The organism is Rhodococcus sp. 05-2254-2 (assembly GCF_002259095.1).
Taxonomy (GTDB): Bacteria; Actinomycetota; Actinomycetes; order Mycobacteriales; family Mycobacteriaceae; genus Rhodococcoides.
On sequence record NZ_NOZJ01000001.1, the window covers coordinates 70,905 to 87,589 of the forward strand.

17 protein-coding genes are annotated in these 16,685 nt (G+C 65.2%); 11 read left to right on the top strand and 6 right to left on the bottom strand.

Annotated elements, in window-relative coordinates; all coding sequences use genetic code 11:
- Positions 1-5 precede the first annotated feature (5 nt).
- Complete coding sequence (locus CH283_RS00340) at positions 6-1,151, bottom strand: NADH:flavin oxidoreductase (RefSeq protein ID WP_176460424.1); 1,146 nt, start codon at positions 1,149-1,151, stop codon at positions 6-8.
- A 65-nt stretch (positions 1,152-1,216) separates the two neighbouring features.
- Here CH283_RS00340 and CH283_RS00345 point away from each other — a divergent pair, with 65 nt between their 5' ends.
- From CH283_RS00345 to CH283_RS00355, 3 genes are all read left to right on the top strand, one after another.
- A complete protein-coding gene (locus CH283_RS00345) occupies positions 1,217-2,038 on the top strand; it encodes a sulfurtransferase (protein ID WP_094640880.1) in 822 nt (273 codons plus the stop codon).
- A 72-nt stretch (positions 2,039-2,110) separates the two neighbouring features.
- Positions 2,111-2,932, top strand: a complete 822-nt coding sequence (locus CH283_RS00350; protein WP_094640881.1) for an SDR family oxidoreductase — start codon at positions 2,111-2,113, stop codon at positions 2,930-2,932.
- Between the two features lie 69 nt (positions 2,933-3,001).
- On the top strand, positions 3,002-4,147 hold the full coding sequence (locus CH283_RS00355) for an acyl-CoA dehydrogenase family protein (RefSeq protein WP_373454783.1): 1,146 nt from the start codon (positions 3,002-3,004) through the stop codon (positions 4,145-4,147).
- Between the two features lie 7 nt (positions 4,148-4,154).
- On the opposite strand, the gene CH283_RS29000 is transcribed toward CH283_RS00355, so the two are convergent.
- On the bottom strand, positions 4,155-5,192 hold the full coding sequence (locus CH283_RS29000) for a TIGR03086 family metal-binding protein (RefSeq protein ID WP_094640882.1): 1,038 nt from the start codon (positions 5,190-5,192) through the stop codon (positions 4,155-4,157).
- Positions 5,189-5,548: an ArsR/SmtB family transcription factor gene (locus tag CH283_RS00365; protein WP_094640883.1), complete on the bottom strand. Its 360-nt coding sequence runs from the start codon at positions 5,546-5,548 to the stop codon at positions 5,189-5,191. Before CH283_RS00365 ends, CH283_RS29000 begins: the two co-directional genes overlap by 4 nt.
- Before the next feature lie 94 nt (positions 5,549-5,642).
- Between CH283_RS00365 and CH283_RS00370 the strand changes: the two genes are divergently transcribed.
- A complete protein-coding gene (locus CH283_RS00370) occupies positions 5,643-6,272 on the top strand; it encodes a hypothetical protein (protein WP_094640884.1) in 630 nt (209 codons plus the stop codon).
- 87 nt (positions 6,273-6,359) lie between these two features.
- On the opposite strand, the gene CH283_RS00375 is transcribed toward CH283_RS00370, so the two are convergent.
- Positions 6,360-7,469 (bottom strand): NDMA-dependent alcohol dehydrogenase, encoded by a 1,110-nt coding sequence (locus CH283_RS00375; RefSeq protein ID WP_068053551.1) that lies wholly within the window; start codon positions 7,467-7,469, stop codon positions 6,360-6,362.
- A gap of 142 nt (positions 7,470-7,611) precedes the next feature.
- Positions 7,612-9,240, bottom strand: a complete 1,629-nt coding sequence (locus tag CH283_RS00380; protein ID WP_255183030.1) for a sigma-54-dependent Fis family transcriptional regulator — start codon at positions 9,238-9,240, stop codon at positions 7,612-7,614.
- A gap of 132 nt (positions 9,241-9,372) precedes the next feature.
- On the opposite strand from CH283_RS00380, the gene CH283_RS00385 reads away from it, so the two are divergent.
- Genes CH283_RS00385 through CH283_RS00395 form a run of 3 tightly spaced genes read left to right on the top strand, consistent with a single transcriptional unit; the run spans position 9,373 to position 11,676 of the window.
- Entirely contained in the window at positions 9,373-9,972 is a 600-nt protein-coding gene (locus CH283_RS00385) for a DJ-1/PfpI family protein (RefSeq protein ID WP_094640885.1), read from the top strand.
- The gene (locus tag CH283_RS00390) at positions 9,969-10,433 is read left to right on the top strand and encodes a MarR family winged helix-turn-helix transcriptional regulator (protein WP_068053555.1); all 465 of its coding nucleotides are present in this window, start codon (positions 9,969-9,971) and stop codon (positions 10,431-10,433) included. The genes CH283_RS00385 and CH283_RS00390 overlap by 4 nt, the downstream gene beginning before the upstream one ends.
- A 7-nt stretch (positions 10,434-10,440) precedes the next feature.
- On the top strand, positions 10,441-11,676 hold the full coding sequence (locus CH283_RS00395) for a hypothetical protein (protein ID WP_094640886.1): 1,236 nt from the start codon (positions 10,441-10,443) through the stop codon (positions 11,674-11,676).
- Here the strand turns inward: CH283_RS00395 and CH283_RS28600 are convergent.
- Positions 11,658-11,996: a dihydrofolate reductase family protein gene (locus tag CH283_RS28600; RefSeq protein ID WP_255183031.1), complete on the bottom strand. Its 339-nt coding sequence runs from the start codon at positions 11,994-11,996 to the stop codon at positions 11,658-11,660. The genes CH283_RS00395 and CH283_RS28600 overlap by 19 nt on opposite strands.
- Positions 11,997-12,319: 323 nt before the next feature.
- Here CH283_RS28600 and CH283_RS00405 point away from each other — a divergent pair, with 323 nt between their 5' ends.
- The 4 genes from CH283_RS00405 (at position 12,320) to CH283_RS00420 (ending at position 16,662) form a co-directional block, all read left to right on the top strand.
- A complete protein-coding gene (locus tag CH283_RS00405; protein WP_068053562.1) occupies positions 12,320-13,324 on the top strand; it encodes an aldo/keto reductase family protein in 1,005 nt (334 codons plus the stop codon).
- A gap of 45 nt (positions 13,325-13,369) precedes the next feature.
- Positions 13,370-14,842 (top strand): carboxylesterase/lipase family protein, encoded by a 1,473-nt coding sequence (locus CH283_RS00410; RefSeq protein ID WP_094640887.1) that lies wholly within the window; start codon positions 13,370-13,372, stop codon positions 14,840-14,842.
- 63 nt (positions 14,843-14,905) lie between these two features.
- Entirely contained in the window at positions 14,906-16,276 is a 1,371-nt protein-coding gene (locus CH283_RS00415; protein WP_094640888.1) for an NAD(P)/FAD-dependent oxidoreductase, read from the top strand.
- An 8-nt stretch (positions 16,277-16,284) separates the two neighbouring features.
- A complete protein-coding gene (locus CH283_RS00420) occupies positions 16,285-16,662 on the top strand; it encodes a VOC family protein (protein WP_068053571.1) in 378 nt (125 codons plus the stop codon).
- Positions 16,663-16,685 lie beyond the last annotated feature (23 nt).

Here is a 16,685-nt window from a genome sequence, read left to right on the forward strand (position 1 = left end):
ATCCGTCAGACCAAGTGCTGAATGTGGTCGCGGGTGAATTCGATGCGCTCGTCGACGCGTCCGTCTCCGACCTTGTTCACCCAATCCGGGTCGGACAACAGCGCACGTCCGACGGCAACGAGATCGAACTCGTTGTCCTCGAACTGGCCTACCAGGGCATCGAGTCCGGTGACACCGGATGCGGCGTCCTCCGACCACGCCGAGGTGAACACCGAGTCGAGGCCCACGGATCCGACGGTGATCGTCGGGACACCGGTGAGCTTGCGGGTCCACCCGGCCAAGCCCAGCTTGCCGTCGTTGCCGTCCAGCTCCGGGAACGCCGGATCCCAGTGGCGACGGGTCGAAGCGTGCAGAATGTCCACTCCGGCGTCGACCAGGGGAGTCAAGACACGTCCGAGTTCCTCAGGGTTCTGGGCGATCCGGGCGTCGAAGTGATTGCTCTTCCACTGCGAGAACCGGTAGACGATGGCGAAGTCCTCGCCCACCGCAGCACGGATCGCCGCAACGACCTGCGCGGGGAAGCGAGTCCGAGCTTCGAGGGAGCCACCGAATTCGTCGTCACGCACATTGGTTGTGGCCCAGAGGAATTCGTCGAGCAGGTATCCATGCGCGCCGTGCAGCTCGAGACCGTCGAATCCGGTGTTCTTCGCATTGACCGCGGCCTGCACCCATTGCGAGGTGAGTTCGTCGAGGTCGGCGTCGGTGAATGCGCGACCCACCGAAGAACCGTCGAGTGCAATACCGGACGGGCTCACGGTGGTGACGTCCGGGAACAGGCGAGGCTCGGTGCCGCGCTCGACGCCGAGGTGCCACAGCTGCGGGATGATCGCGCTGCCCTCGGCGTGCACGGCGTCGACGACGCCCTTCCAGCCCTCGAGGCTGGCGTCACCGTAGATCCGCGGGACACGGGTGTCCGGGCCGGCTGCGGGATCGGGAATGTAGGTGCCCTCGGTGATGATGAGGCCGGTGCCGCCGGCCGCGCGCTTGCGGTAGTACTCGGCGACATCCGGGCCGGGAATGCCGTCGGGAGAAAAGGCGCGCGTCATCGGGGCCATGGCGAAGCGATTGCGCAGCTTCAGCGACTTGACCTCGAACGGCTCGAAGAGCCCGGCGGTGGACAGATGCTGAGTTGTGGATGCAGTTTCGGTCACGCCTGCGCACAACCGGCATGCAGCCCGAGCTATTCCCGGCGCAGGGCTGTTAGCGTCGGAGCCTTATGAGCCCTTCGCCGCTGATTTCTGCCGCCGAACTGCACGACCTCTTCGAGATGGGACGGGCGCCGGTCGTCCTCGACGTTCGTTGGGCGCTCCAGACCGGCAGCGACAGAGCAGGTTACGAGGCCGGCCACATCCCGAACGCGCAGTTCGTGGACCTCGATGCAGAGCTTGCCGGGGTCCCGGGTTCGGGCGGCCGCCACCCATTGCCCGACGAGGAGACCTTCGTCGCAGCGATGCGCAGCGCCGGGGTGAGCGACGATTCCTCCGTGGTGGTCTACGACGCAGGACCCGCAACTGCCGCGGCGCGCGCATGGTGGCTGTTGCGCTACTACGGCCATGCAGACGTGCGAGTCCTCGAGGGCGGTCTGGCTCAGTGGGTGGCCGAAGGGTTTGCCACCGGCACCGAGCCGTCGATCGTCGCAGCCGGATCTTTCAGCGCCCGGCCGTCCCTGGCACGAGTCCTCGACGTCGGCGATGTACTCGAGTTCGCCCAGAGCAACGTCCTGCTCGACGCCCGAGCACCCGAGCGATTCCGCGGCGAGGTGGAGCCGGTGGATCCGGTGGCCGGACATATCCCCGGCGCAATCAATCGACCGACCACAGACAACGTCGATTCGGACGGCAAGTTTCTGGACCCCGGGGTACTCGATGGCACATTCGGTGGACTTGTGCCCGAGGGAAAGGCCGTCGCCGTCTACTGCGGATCCGGCGTGACCGCCGCCCATCAGATTCTGGCGCTCGAGTTGGCGGGCTTCGATGCTGCGTTGTATCCGGGCTCGTGGTCGGGGTGGATCACCGATCCGACGCGTCCTCGGGCCTAGATTCCGCGCTCTGACCAGCATCTTCATGCAACCAGGGTTGAACTTGAATCCGACTTCAACTATACCTGGGGCATGAAGGTAGAAGGCAAAGTTGGCATCGTCACCGGCGGTGGTGGCGGAATCGGCGGGGCCATCGCCGCTCGACTCTCCGAGCACGGCGCACGCGTCGTCGTCTCCGATCTCGACGAAACCACGGCCCGATCCGTGGCCGACGCCATCGAACGCGACCGGCCGGGGACGGCCGTCGCCGCCGCGGCGGACGCGTCGAACACCGAGGACATCCAACGGCTGATCGCACTGGCCGAGGACTCGTTCGGACCTGTCGATCTCTACTTCGCCAACGCAGGAATCAGCGGCGCACCCGGACTGGACGCCACCGACAAGGACTGGGACCTCTCGTTCGATGTCAACGTCCGCGCACACATTCGCGCCGCGCAGCTGTTGGTGCCGGGTTGGCTCGAGCGCGGTGAAGGCTATTTCGTCAGCACCGCCTCGGCGGCCGGTTTGCTCACCCAGATCGGCTCGGCGACATACGCGACGACCAAGCACGCCGCGGTCGGATTCGCCGAGTGGATGAACGTCACCTACGGCAACCGCGGTATTCGCGTCAGCTGCCTGTGCCCGATGGGCGTCAACACCAAACTGCTGTACGAGGGACGCGAATCCGGAGATGCGTTGGGAGCGGCCGCAACTGCCGCGGTTCTCAGTGCCGGTGCCGTACTCGAACCGCTCGATGTCGCCGATGTGGTGCTCGACGCCATGGACCGCGAGCAGTTCCTGGTCCTGCCGCACGAGAACGTGCTGGACATGTACCGCAACAAGGGTGCCGACTACGACCGGTGGTTGCGCGGCATGCGTCGCTACCAGGACAGCTTGCTCGACAACAACCGATAGGGGCCCACCGTGGCATTTTTCGAGACCTCCGACCGTGCGAAGAAGTACGAGTCGGATCTGTTGGAGTTCATGGACTCTCACATCTACCCGGCCGAGGCAGTGTACGAGCAGCAGATGCTCGAATCCGGTGACCCGCACTTCCAGCCGCCGATCATCGAGGATCTGAAGAAGGAAGCGCGCTCGCGCGGACTGTGGAATCTGTTCCACCCGCACCCCGAATGGGGCCCGGGCCTGACCAACCTCGAGTACGCGCCGCTGGCCGAAATCATGGGCCGCAGCCTGCTCGCGCCCGAGGCATGCAACTGCAACGCTCCCGATACCGGCAACATGGAGGTGTTCACGCTCTTCGGTACCGACGAGCACAAAGAGAAGTACTTGAAGCCGTTGCTGGACGGGACTATTCGCTCTGCCTTTGCGATGACCGAACCCGATGTCGCCAGCTCCGACGCCACCAACATCGCCATGAAGATGGATCGCGACGGCGACGACTTCATCCTCAACGGGCGCAAGTGGTGGACGTCCAATGCGATGCACAAGAACTGCAAGGTTCTCATCGTCATGGGCAAGACCGATCCCGAGGCGGCCACGCACCGCCAGCAGTCGATGTTGGTGGTGCCCATCGACGCACCCGGAGTCACCGTCCTGCGCAATCTGCCGGTGTTCGGCTACATCGACCGCGAAGGTCACGCCGAGGTGCTCTTCGAGAATGTACGGGTACCGGCGAAGGACGTGCTGAAGGGGCCCGGCGAGGGATTCGCCATCAGCCAGGCTCGCTTGGGACCTGGTCGTATCCACCACGCGATGCGCACCATCGGCGTGGCCGAACGCGCACTCGAATTGCTCTGTCGCCGTGCGGTATCCCGAGTGACGTTCGGCAAGCCGGTGGCGATGCGCTCGAACATTCAGGACTGGATCGCCGAGGCGCGCATCGAGATCGAGAAGACCAGGTTGCTCACGTTCAAGGCGGCGTACCTGATGGACACCGTCGGGAACAAGGAAGCGCGTACGGAGATCGCAGCGATCAAGGTTGCGGCACCGGAGATGGCGCTGAAAATCATCGACCGGGCGATCCAGGTCCACGGCGGAGGAGGAGTGTCCAACGACTTCCCGCTGGCCATGATGTACGCGCACATTCGCACGCTGCGGCTCGCGGACGGTCCCGACGAGGTGCACAAGATGTCGATCGCGAAAATGGAGCTGAAGAAGTACCTCTGAACGGAGGTTATCGACCCGGCTGCCAGGCCGGGTCGCGGCCGATGAAGGCCATCAGCTTGTCCTGTGAGGAAGCGTCGTCGGCAACGGGGGCGGCGGGGCCGTACTGCCCGCTGTCCCGTAGCACCTGCTCCATCGGTCGCATGGCCTCGAGCGCTGCAGCGCAGCGTTCTCGGCCCAGATCAGACTCTCGGCCAATGGCTTTCGCCAGGTCCCAGGAGTGCATCCAGACGTCGGCGGTGTAGAACATGTCGATTGCCTCGTCCACCGGCATGTCTCCGGTGTGCGGGTTGCTCAGCACCCGGCCGGCGGGGTCGTCGAGAATTGCTTGGATATCGGCGACGTGCTGGGTCCAGGCTGCGGCCGGGTCGGCTCCGACGTCCAGCGCCGGTAGTTCGATACCGGCCCCGCCGGCGAGAAAGCCGCGGGACCACTCGACCAGGTGCCGCACCACATCGATTGCAGCCCAACCCGATACCGGGCTCGGCCGAGACCAGTCCGCCGGTGATGCGGACTCCACCAGCGCAGTGAACATGGCCGCGTCCTGCAGGTGTTGCTGCGCCGGGCCGGTCCTGTGCCCGAGCAGTTCGTCCAGCTTGTCGTAGCCCTCCTTCACGCCGACGTCCATGCCACTGGACAGCATGCCGTCGCGCGTCGCGAAGTCCGACATCACACTCAATACCTTCAGACGTGTACCGCCATCGCCTCGGCTCTCGAAAGTGAGCGTTTCGAGCGCGACCGAATCGGGTGCACCCTTCCAGGTGAAGGTCCACACGATTCGCTCGCTCGCACGCACCTCGTGAAAGCTGCCGAAGAAGGCAGCGATCTCTTCACCGTCCCGGTCGTTGGCGAAGGCCCAAGCGCCTCCGGTGTGCCCCTCCCACTTCAGGATTCGGGTCGTCAACGATCGCGGCCCCACCCACCGCCGATACAGCTCGGGGTCGATGTGAGCGCGAAACACCTGCTCCGGCGTCGCGTCGAACTCTCGGACGATCTCGATCGTGGGGACTTTCTCGTCCGCAACGATTTCGGTTTCGTGTGCAGTCATGACACTTCTTTCGACTCGGTGGTCTCGTCGTCTGCGATGCTGTCCAGCAGGGCGTCGAGGCGTCGGTACCGCTGTTCTGCTTCCTGGCGATAACGCTCGATCCATTTCGTCAACAGGCCGAACACCTCGGCATCGAGATGCACCGGACGACGCTGGGCATCCCTGCTGCGCGTGACCAATCCGGCCTCCTCGAGCACCTTCACGTGTTTCGAGACCGCTTGCAGGCTCATCTCGTACGGCTCGGCCAGTTCGCTGACATTCGCGTCACCGCTGGCCAGCCGGGCAACCATGTCACGTCGAGTGGGATCGGCCAATGCCGCGAACGTCCTGTTGAGCTGCTCTGTTCGATCGTCCATGGGGTTCCTCGCTGTGCGTTGTTCCTGAGGGTAAGCCGCCCGCTCGACGTAGTCAACCACTTGGTTGACTAAGTTGATCGCCTACCCTCGAGCCATGAGCGTCGGTGATGACCTGGTGCAGGATGTGCTCTCCCGGGCCCCGGGGCACCCGCTACGGGTGGCGATCGACGGGGTGACGGCTTCGGGCAAAACCACCTGCGCGCGGTGGCTGGTCGATGCTGTTGCAGCACAGGGTCGTCCGTCCGTGCACGTGACGATGGACGGCTTTCATCATCGGCGCGCCCATCGGTATCGGCAGGGTCGGGCGTCGGCTCTCGGCTACTACCGGGACGCGTACGACTTCGACGCGTTTGCGGCACACGTGCTGATCCCGTTGGGGCCGAACGGAAGCGGGGCCATTCGGCGTCGGGTCATCGATCTGGCGACGGATGAGCCGGTGGACGATCCGCTCGAGCCGGTGCCGGCCGGCGCGATCGTCGTGGTGGACGGAACGTTCTTGCATCGGCCGCCGCTGCCCGAGTACTGGGACTACACAGTCTTCGTCGATACCCCCATGGACGTCGCACGGGCTCGCGGTATCGCCAGGGATGCGGAGGCGCTCGGTGGCACGGAGGCGGCAGGTCGCGCCTTCGACCAGCGCTATCACGCAGCATGCCGGATCTATCTGGACGAGGTGGACCCGCGTGCTCGGGCAACGCGAGTGTTGCCGATCGACTGGAGATGACCACCATCGTTCGTGCATTCGGATGCTCACAGCGGTGCGGTCGAGTGCCACCCAGCGCACTTGACCGCACCACTGCCGCAGCGTGTTTCAGAAGTGAATCACCCCGCGCATGTTCTTGCCGTCGCGTAGGTCCTGGTAGCCCTCGTTGACCTGCTCCAAGGAGTAGGTCGAGGTGATGAGTTCGTCGAGCTTGAGTTGCCCGGCGTCGTAGAGGCGTAGCAGGCGCACGATGTCGTACTGCGGATTCGCGGACCCGAAGAGCGTGCCCTTGATCGTCTTCTGATTCAACGTCAGATCCGTGCCGGACACGTGCACAGTCAGCTTCTCGGGATCGGCGAGCCCGGTGATGACGACGGTGCCGCCCTTGCCGATGGCCGCGGTTGCGGCTTGCACGACCTCCTCGTCGACGGTTCCGACCAGAATCAGAGCCTGGTCCGCTCCCTGACCCCACGTGAGTTCGGTCAACTTCTCCTGCGCCGACGCGTAGTCCGCGAACGCGTGAGTCGCCCCGAACTTCAGCGCCTGGTTACGCTTGAACTCGAGCGGATCGACGACGAGGACATGCTTCGCGCCCGAATGCACCGCTCCCTGAACGGCATTGATGCCGAGGCCGCCGATGCCGTAGATGATCACGGAGTCACCTGCGCGTACACCGCCCGCGTAAACGGCGGTACCCCAGCCGGACGGAACGCCGCAGCCCACGAGAACTGCTGTCTCCAAGGGCAACCAGTCGTCGATCTTGACGACGGAGTGCTGCGAGATGGTGGCGCGTTCGGAGAAGGTGCCGAGCATGCACATCGCTCCGAATTCGGTGCCCTTGCTGTCGCGGCGACGGAACGTGCCGTCGGGCATGCAGCCCTCGAGGATCGTTGCGCCCATGTCGCACAGGTTCTGTCGGCCGGTGGAGCAGTAGCGGCAGGTGCCGCAGTTCGGGATGAAGGAGCAGACGACATGGTCGCCGGGCTTGACCTTGGTGACGCCGGGACCGACTTCTTCGATGATGCCGGACCCCTCGTGGCCGCCGACGATGGGGAAGCGCGGTGGCAGGTCACCGTCGAGCAGATGTAGATCCGAATGGCACAGTCCTGCGGCCACGTACTTGATCAGGACTTCACCGGGGCCGGGGCCGTCCATGTCCAGTTCGATGATCTCGAACGGCTTGTGTGGCTCGAACAGTACTGCTGCTTTGGTCTTCACGGAGATTCTCCTGACGTCGATTCAGCGGTCGATGGATGTGGCGTGTCCGACGGTGCCGCTGCTCTCGTATTGCCGGGCGCGCATCCATGCATGGAATTGTGACCCCGATCACGGGTGGAGAGTGTTCAGAAAGTGGACAACCTCAGCCGAGGATGCCGAATTCGCGCATCCGCTTGTACAGCGTGGTTCGACTGATTCCCAGGCTCTCCGCCGTCGTGCGTTTGTTCCCGCCCTGCCGCGCCAACTCGTGCACGATGGCGTCGCGCATCGCGGTGTCGAGGGTGCTCATCCGTGTGGTCGACGCTTTCTTGCGCGGCCGGACCAGTTCCCGTTCGGTGATATCTCCGACGGATCTGCGCGACGCGGCCTCGGTGACCTCGGCTCGGAGTTCGCCGATGTTGCCCGGCCAGTCGTAGTCGATCAACGCCGACAACGCTGCCGGGGTGAAGTGCGCGCGGGACTCGAGCTCGGCCATGATGGCGCGGACCAGGTCCGGAATCTCGTGTCGGCGAGAGCGCAACGGGGCCAACTCGATGGTCTCGGCGCACAGGGACAGAAGTTGGCGATGTTCGAGTTCGGCCGAGTCGGTGGCCGAACTCGACAGCGCGTACCACCCGGGAGCGGACGACAGAATCGAATGCAGCCGGCTCGCCACCGGGCCGGTGAGGAAATGCACGTTCTCGACCACGACATCGTGTGCCGCCCGGATCTGATGCTCGACGCCTGCCAACCACTCGGCCGCAGTCGTCGTCACCAGATCCGACGCGTCGAACCAGCGTGGTGACGTCGTTGCTGTCCATCGGGCCAGAGTGGTGGATTTTCCGGTGCCGGGTTCACCGTTGACGCACAACGGCTTTCGCGTCTTCGGTGCCGGTGGTGGTGTACGCACGGTGTCGTGCGGATCGATCTCGATGACGATGCCCGCGGCCGACACCGGACGTTCCCAGCGCACGGTTGCATGCAGTCCGGAATTGAGAATCACATCCTGTACGACGCCGCTGCGCCGGACCGCATCGTCGGTGAGCGAGCGTAGTGCGGAGTGATCGACTGTGTCCACTATTGTTGCAGCGCTGGTGTTTTCGAGCAGGATTTCGTCGGCTATCGCGATGACGGGTGCACCGCGGCGCTGTGAGGATGCGTACTGAAAAGCCTGGAAGAGTCGTTGTTCGCCCGAACGCGTCTCTTCGAGGAGCCTGCCCTGAATGTCCTGTGCGGCATGGACGAGCATCGGTTGGAGCAGCGGGTTGTCGTCGGAGGCCAGGAAGGTGATGTCGAGGACGCCCTCGATGCGGCGGGTGACGGGGTGGATGAGGGGGTGGCCGTAGCAGCCGAAGGTTTTCATCGACTCGATGTAGTGCTCCTCGGCGTGCACAGCGCACGGGGCGCGCATCTCGAAGCTTGTCGAGATCGAATTGGTGCCCGACGCCTGTTCGGTGAACGACCGGCCGACGACCGCGCCGACCGAGGACACGGCATCTCGTAGCGAATGGGTTCCGAAACGGAGATCGACCAGCCGGGCATCGCGATCCGCGAGCAGAACGCAGTACCCGGAGCCGTGGAGCACACTCTCCATCCGATCGAGGATGGGATTTGCCGCGGCGAGGAGGCGGCTACGACGGTCGACGTCACGCAGGCTCGCCTGCTCCAGGGTGTCCGCCGGTGCGAGACCGCTCTGCGCCGACCGTTGCCAGGACTTGGCAATGGAATCTCGGAGCTTCTCGGCACCGCTGGGCATCTCGCGCACCTCCGTCGGCCGGCGCATGGTCGTCATACGACGGTATCGCCGACTGCTCCGCTCGACGCACGTTTCGACGGAACCTGCCCGATCGGGCAGTGGTGTATTGACAGCGTGCTGTCATGTGCGCAAAATGACAGCACACTGTCGAAATTCTGGAGGTTCGAGATGACAACGATCGCTCTGTACGCCACCGACACCATGGCCGACTGGGAGTACGGATACCTCACCGCCGGGTTGGCCATGGCTCGTGAACAAGACCCCGACGCCAATCGGCTGATCGTTGCATCCGAGACAGAAGACGTCATCACGACGATGGGAGGTCTGCGAATCACTCCCGATGTCGCGGTGGCAGACCTTCCCACTCTCGATGCGTTGATTCTGCCCGGCGCGCCCAGTTGGGACTCCGGTCACGACGCGGTGCTGAGGCTCGCAGTCGAACTCGTTGCGGCGGGAACGCCGGTCGCGGCGATCTGCGGCGCAACGTTGGGTTTGGCCCGAACCGGACTGCTCGACGACCGGCCACATACCTCCAATGCCGCCGAGTTCCTCACGCAGGCAACCGAATACCATGGTTCGGAGTACTACCGCGACGAGAAGGCAGTGTCCGACGGCACCGTGATCACCGCAGGCGGCGTGAGCCCGTTGGAATTCGCGAAGCTCGTGTTCGAGCGGTTGAACGTGTTTCCCCAACCCGTGGTCGACGCCTGGTACGGCCTCTACACGACGGGGGAACGCAAGTACTACGACCAGCTGGCCGGCGCATGAAGCAGCGCACTCCCGAGGGAGATGCGCTGACTGCGCTGGTTCTGCCCGTCTTCGAGCTCAACGGTGAATTCCTCGCCGCCGCACAGGACATCACCGAGCCGACGGGTCTGACTCCGGCGTGGTGGCAGGTTCTCGGAGCCACCTTGGACGAGCCGCTCTCGGTAGCCGACATCGCGCGACGCGTCGGGCTGGGGTTGGCGCGTCAGAGTGTGCAACGCACCGCAAATCTGTTGGTGGACAAAGGGTGGGCCGTGTACGTCGACAACCCGAACCACAAGCGCGCGAAGCTGTTGGAACCCACCGCCAAGGGCCGCGACACCGTTGCCGAGCTGCGGGATGCGCAACATGCATGGTCCGATGCCGTGGGAGCCGCTGTGGGAGAGGGCGAGCTGCAGGCCTTTGCGGCAACCCTGGAGAAGATCCTTAGGGCATCCAGGGACTATCGCGGCGGCAGTGCATAATTCGGGCATGGTTACGCTCGGGGTACTGCTGACCGGATTGCTGGCCGGGTTGTCGATGCAATCGGACGGCATCGACATCCTCGGCGACACCAGCGTCGGCGGGCTGCTGCTCTCCAGCGGCGGTGGGGGAGTCGCGGTCGCGCTGATCCTTGCGTCGGGTACGGCGATGGTCGTTCGTCGGCGCAGCGTTCTGGCCGGACTGTCCATCGCCGCTGCAGTTGTCATCGGGGGATCGGCACTGCTGTTCTCGTCCGATTTCGCCGAGGTGATGGCAGGCGGAGTCCTGTTGGGATGCAGTGCAGTGCAGGCGAACAGCACGCGGGTTCGGCAGGCGCTGCTGACGGCATCGTTTCTGCTCGGGCTGCTCAGTGTGGGTGCAGTAGAGGCGTTACAGCACAGCGCAATTCCCCGGCGCTACGCCGACTACCTCACCGAATCCGACATGGGCACACCGGTGGTCGTGCCGGTGCTCTGTGTGCTCGTGATGGTGGCTGCGGCGTGGGCAGCGCGCGCCGAACAGGGCGAAAGCCCGGCCACCGATCGCGACATTCGCACAGTCGCGGCAATACTGCTGGTGGCGATCGGTGGGCTGCTGCTCAATATGGTGTTCGTGTTCAGCATGTTCCAGAGCCTGTACGGGTTCGGCGGCCGCTGGTACTACGGACTCTTCGTCGTACCCGTGTTGTTCGCGGCGGCCGGCCTGCTACCGGGCCGCGGCGGCGTCATGGTTCTCGCCGGAACGGCGGTGTTGCTCACCTCGACCACCACGGCCGGGGTGGGTATCAGTGTCTCGGCCCGGGCCTGGACACTGGGACTGGTAGCTGTCACCGCAATCGCGGTGGCCGCCGGTGCCGCGCTCGGATTGCGTTGGGGGCGTCCGTTGATCGGCGTCGCAGTTCTGGCGGTGGTCTGCGTGACGGCACTGTTCGAGCAGCCGCCGCTGGACAACGTTCACTACGTCGCGACCCTGATCGTCTTTCCGGCCGCCGCAGCGTACCTGTACGTGGCGTGCACACCGGCCGCACCGACGCCGTCGACCCTCGGCCTCGCAATCCCGGCGGCGATCACGGTGCCGATGGTCGTCACCTACGGATGGACGTCGTACACGCCGTTGACCTCTGCACTGACGGACACGTCCTGGCCCCGCGTCGAACTCTGGCTCTCGACGGGCGGTGCATGTGCCGCCGTCGTGCTCGCTGGTCTCGGGATGTGGGCTCTGAACCGCTACCGGGCTCTGTTGTAGACGACGTGGTTGTAGACGACGTGTAGCACCTGATCCGATCCCACCGTCTCCGTCCGCTCGAACGCTGCCGGATCCCAACCATCGTAGATCGGTTCTTCCGCTCCGAGAATCACAGGCGAGACCGCAAGATGGAGGTGATCGACGAGCCCTGCCTTCAAATACTGCCGAACCGTCGATGCCCCGCCGCCGAGGCGCACGTCTTTGCCCGACGCCGCCTCGTGGGCGCGATCGAGTACGGCCTCGATGGGGTCGTCGGTGAAGTGGAACGTGGTGCCGACCATCTCCAGAGGTGGCCGCGGGTGATGGGTCAGTACGAACACCGGATGATGGTACGGCGGCTCCTCTCCCCACCAGCCGCGCCAGTCGTAGTTGGGTCACTCGTCGCGGACCGAACATGTTGCGGCCCATGATGGTTGCGCCGATGTTTTCGGTACCGAGGTCGCGCATCCGCTGATCGGCATCCGAATGATCGGCGAACACCCACTGGTGCAGCGCCATGCCGCCGACGCCCATGGGGTTGTCCTGGCTCTGATCGGGACCGGCGGCGAAACCGTCGAGCGAGACCGACAGATTGTGTACGCGAAGTGTCATAACCGAGTAGACCAGCAGCGAACCGCGAAGTCACCGGAGTACCGTTTTCTTCATGGCTTACAGATACCTCGGAAACAGCGGACTGAAGATTTCGGAGATCACCTACGGCAACTGGTTGACCCACGGATCGCAGGTGGAGAACGACATCGCCACCCAGTGCGTACGCGCGGCCCTCGATGCCGGCATCACCACGTTCGACACGGCCGACGTCTACGCCAACGGAGCAGCCGAGACCGTGCTGGGCGACGCGCTGAAAGGCGAGCGTCGGGAATCGCTGGAGATCTTCACCAAGGTCTACTTCCCGGTCGGACCCAAGGGCCCCAACGACACCGGACTCTCGCGCAAGCACATCCTCGAAGGCATCGACGCGTCGCTGCGTCGGCTCGGCACCGACTACGTCGACCTCTACCAGGCCCATCGCTACGACGTCGAGACTCCACTCGAAGAGACCATCGCCGCATTCGGTGACGTCGTCCGCCAGGGCAAGGCGCTGTACATCGGCGTCTCCGAGTGGACCGCCGATCAACTGCGTGCCGGGCAGGAACTCGCCCGTCAGGACGGCTTCTCGATCATCTCGAACCAGCCGCAGTACTCGGCCCTGTGGCGCGTCATCGAGGATCAGGTGATCCCGACGTCGAAGGAACTTGGTATCTCGCAGATCGTCTGGTCGCCCATCGCCCAGGGAGTGCTCACCGGCAAGTACCTCCCCGGCCAACCTCTGCCCGACGGCTCGCGCGCCAAGGACGACAAGGGCGGCGACAAGATGATCGCGCGCTACCTCGACGACCAGACGCTGACCCGCGTGCAGCAGCTCAAGCCGATCGCCGACGATCTGGGAATCACCATGGCGCAGTTGGCTGTTGCGTGGGTGCTGGCCAACGACAACATCGCCGCCGCACTCGTCGGTGCCTCCCGCCCCGAGCAGATCGCCGAGAACATCAAGGCCTCCGAGGTCACCCTCGACGGCGACGTGCTCGCGAAGATCGACGATGCGCTCGGCGATTCGGTCGAGCGTGACGCGGGGAAGACGGGCTCGCCGGAAGCACGTCTGGTCTGACCGCCTGCCGGCGTCGGTCCGAGGCGAACAGGGTAATAAGGACGTATGGACATGATCACCGTCGATACACCTCAGGGCCAGGTTCGCGGTCGGACCGACGCCGGCGTCACCTCGTTCCTCGGGGTGCCGTATGCCGAGGCCCCGTTCGGCCCCCGTCGATTCCAGGCACCGTCGCGGCCGCCCACCTGGGACGGAGTGCACGACGCGCTCGAGCTCGGGGCCACCGTTCCCAAGGTGGGCTACCGGCCGCCGACCAGCGAGATCCTCAGCGAGCCGGTGGTGCCGGGCGAGGACTGCCTGAACGTCAACGTCTTCACCCCCGATGTCGGCGGCTCGGCACCGGTGTTCGTCTGGATCCACGGCGGCGCATTCGTCAACGGCAGCAACGCGATTCCCACGTACGACGGTTCCGCGTTCGCCCGGGACGGCGTCGTGGCCGTGGTGATCAACTACCGACTCGGAGTCGACGGCTTCGCACTGATCGACGGTGCCCCGGCCAACCGCGGAATGCTGGACCAGGTCGCGGCTCTCGAATGGGTCCGCGACCACATCGCTGCCTACGGCGGTGACCCGGCGCAGGTGACCATCGCCGGTGAATCCGCGGGCGCGATGAGCGTCGGCACCTTGATGTCGATGCCCCGTGCCGAGGGACTCTTCCAGCGGGCAATTCTGCAGAGCGGAGCCGGGCACCATGTCATTGCCGCCGAGACCGCAGGCAAGGTCTCCGCAGCATTGGCGTCCGCGCTCGGTGTGGAGGCAACGGTCGACGGATTCGCGTCGGTGTCGGTGGACGCGTTGGTCGACGCTCAACGTGAACTGTCCGATCGCATCACCGCCGAGGCCCCGACCGGGGCGTGGGGTGAGCTGGCCCTGAACGTCATGGCCTTCGAGCCGTACACAGACGGGGATGTCGTTCCGGCGCTGCCTATTTCGCGCATCAGCGACGGTGCGGGCACACAGGTGGACGTGTTGATCGGAACCACCAGTGAGGAGCACGCGTTCTTCATCGTGCCTGCCGGCCTGGTCCCTCACATCACCGAGGACTACGTGAAGATGGTTCTCGCCGGGTACCGAGCCGACCCCTCGGCGCTGGACCGGTACCGCGAGCAGCTGCCCGAGGCCTCGGCCGGCGAGCTGATGATCGCCGTCATGACCGACTGGTTCTTCCGCATCCCGGCCACACGCCTGGTCGAGGCCCGTTCCGGAAATGCATTCGTCTACGAGTTCACTTGGCGCTCATCGCTGTTCGACGGCGCACTCGGAGCCTGCCATGCACTGGAGATTCCGTTCGTGTTCGACATGCTGCACAAGCCCGAGACCGCCCGCATCACGGGCCCGAATCCGCCGCAGCAGGTGGCCGACCAGATGCACCGTGCCTGGGTCGATTTCGTGCGCGACGGCTCTCCGGGCTGGGACCCGTACGGCACCGACCGGGCCGTGATGATGTTCGGCAACGAGCCGGGCGTCTCCCTCGACCCGAGGCCGGCAACCCGCGCGGTGTGGGACGGGGTTCGCTGACGTTCTCTCGGCAACCTCCGAACGTCGTCTGCGGGGTGGCTCACCGGCGGGTTAATCTCGGATATGCGCAGATTCCTTCCTGGTTTCGGTACGAGTTCTCCGGTCCCCGCGCGGCCTGCTCGCGTCGTAGTGGTCGGTGGGGGCTTCGGCGGATTCAACGCCTTGCAGCGGCTGACGAAGCTGCTGGGGCCAGATCGCGCCGTGCTGACGTTGGTGGCCCCCACCGACTACCTGCTCTACAGTCCGCTGCTACCCGAGGTCGCCACCGGCGTTCTCGATCCGCGGGACATCGCCGTCTCGACCCGTCAAGCGCTGCCGCGCGTCAAGTTGGTGCTCGGTCACGTCACGACCGTCGATTTCGACGCGCGCGAGCTGACGGTGATCGGACCCGACGGCGACTCGACGCTCGAGTGGGACAAGCTGATACTCGCGCCCGGGTCGGTGACCAAGCAGTTCGACATCCCCGGCGTCGATGAGCATGCGTACGGGCTCAAGACGCTGAGTGAAGCCGTCTACATCCGCAACCATGTGCTCGCGCAACTCGACGCAGCCGATGCTCTGCCCGACACCCCGGAAAGCCGGAGCGAACGAGCCGAGCGGCTGACGGTGGTGGCCGTGGGGGCCGGTTACACGGGCACCGAATTCGTTGCGCAGATGCAGAATTGGGTCAAAGGCATTGCGTCCCGTTGGGCGAGCGTCGACCCGGACGAGGTGCGCTGGGTACTCGTCGACGTGGCCGACGCGGTGCTGCCGGAACTCGGCGCGCGACTGGGCAAGGAAGCGCTCGCTGTACTCGCCGAGCGAGGTGTCGACGTCCGGCTGGGGGTGTCGGTGGCATCGGCCACCGCAACGTCGGTGACGCTCACCGACGACGAGGTGATCCCGTCCCGGACGCTCGTCTGGGGAGCAGGCGTCGCCGCGAGCCCGCTCATCGCACGGCTGGGTCTGCCCACAGCGGGCGGACGCCTGGTGGTGGGCGCGGACATGACCGTCCCCGGCGTAGAAGATGTTTGGGCGATCGGCGACGCGGCGGCAGTCCCCGACCTCGCCGCCGACCCGTCGAAGCCAACGCCGCCGACGGCGCAGCACGCCCAGCGCCAAGGTGTGGCCGTCGCCCGGAACGTCGCGGCGTCCCTCGGTGTCGGGCAGGCGCGTCCGTACAAGCACACGGATCTGGGGCTCGTCGCCGATCTCGGCGGATTCGACGGTGTGGCAAAGCCTCTGGGCATTCCGTTGACCGGACCCGTCGCGAAGTTCGTCGCGCGCGGCTATCACCTGTACGCGTTGCCGACGGTGTCTGCACGAGTGCGGGTGGCCACGGACTGGCTGTACTCCTCGGTGCTGCCGACGCGCGTCGTCAACCTGGCCCAGGTGCGATCCGAGGACGCGCTGATCAAGAAAGCTCAGGCAATCGATCTGTACGACCGAACGTAGGGAAGCTCATGGCATGCCGCATCGGTGAACTCGTCCTGGAGTGCCGTAGCCCGGAACTGCTGGCGCAGTTCTGGTGCGAGGTATTGGGATTCGTCGAGCTCGATCGTGAGGGTGGGGAACTGATCGAGATCGGGCCGGCCTCGGGGTTCGGTGGCCTGCAGCCCACGATCATTCTGAGCAGGCACGAGCAGCCGAGAACGGGAAAAGGTCGGCTGCACATCGACGTCAACCCCACCGACCGGGATCAGGACGACGAGCTCGAGCGGCTGCTCGCGCTCGGTGCCCGCCCGGCCGATGTGGGCCAGACGGGCGACGAGCAATGGCACGTCCTCGCCGACCCCGAAGGCAACGAGTTCTGCCTGCTCAGAGCGCAACTTACGGAATAGCCCATGTGCGCGGTAACTCGTAG

Coding starts and splice junctions, on each gene's coding strand:
- CH283_RS00345 (WP_094640880.1), top strand. CDS start 1,217: ATGAGCCCTTCGCCGCTGATTTCTGCCGCCGAACTGCACGACCTCTTC.
- CH283_RS00350 (WP_094640881.1), top strand. CDS start 2,111: ATGAAGGTAGAAGGCAAAGTTGGCATCGTCACCGGCGGTGGTGGCGGA.
- CH283_RS00355 (WP_373454783.1), top strand. CDS start 3,002: ATGGACTCTCACATCTACCCGGCCGAGGCAGTGTACGAGCAGCAGATG.
- CH283_RS29000 (WP_094640882.1), bottom strand. CDS start 5,192: ATGACTGCACACGAAACCGAAATCGTTGCGGACGAGAAAGTCCCCACG.
- CH283_RS00365 (WP_094640883.1), bottom strand. CDS start 5,548: ATGGACGATCGAACAGAGCAGCTCAACAGGACGTTCGCGGCATTGGCC.
- CH283_RS00370 (WP_094640884.1), top strand. CDS start 5,643: ATGAGCGTCGGTGATGACCTGGTGCAGGATGTGCTCTCCCGGGCCCCG.
- CH283_RS00380 (WP_255183030.1), bottom strand. CDS start 9,240: ATGACGACCATGCGCCGGCCGACGGAGGTGCGCGAGATGCCCAGCGGT.
- CH283_RS00385 (WP_094640885.1), top strand. CDS start 9,373: ATGACAACGATCGCTCTGTACGCCACCGACACCATGGCCGACTGGGAG.
- CH283_RS00390 (WP_068053555.1), top strand. CDS start 9,969: ATGAAGCAGCGCACTCCCGAGGGAGATGCGCTGACTGCGCTGGTTCTG.
- CH283_RS00395 (WP_094640886.1), top strand. CDS start 10,441: ATGGTTACGCTCGGGGTACTGCTGACCGGATTGCTGGCCGGGTTGTCG.
- CH283_RS00405 (WP_068053562.1), top strand. CDS start 12,320: ATGGCTTACAGATACCTCGGAAACAGCGGACTGAAGATTTCGGAGATC.
- CH283_RS00410 (WP_094640887.1), top strand. CDS start 13,370: ATGGACATGATCACCGTCGATACACCTCAGGGCCAGGTTCGCGGTCGG.
- CH283_RS00415 (WP_094640888.1), top strand. CDS start 14,906: ATGCGCAGATTCCTTCCTGGTTTCGGTACGAGTTCTCCGGTCCCCGCG.
- CH283_RS00420 (WP_068053571.1), top strand. CDS start 16,285: ATGGCATGCCGCATCGGTGAACTCGTCCTGGAGTGCCGTAGCCCGGAA.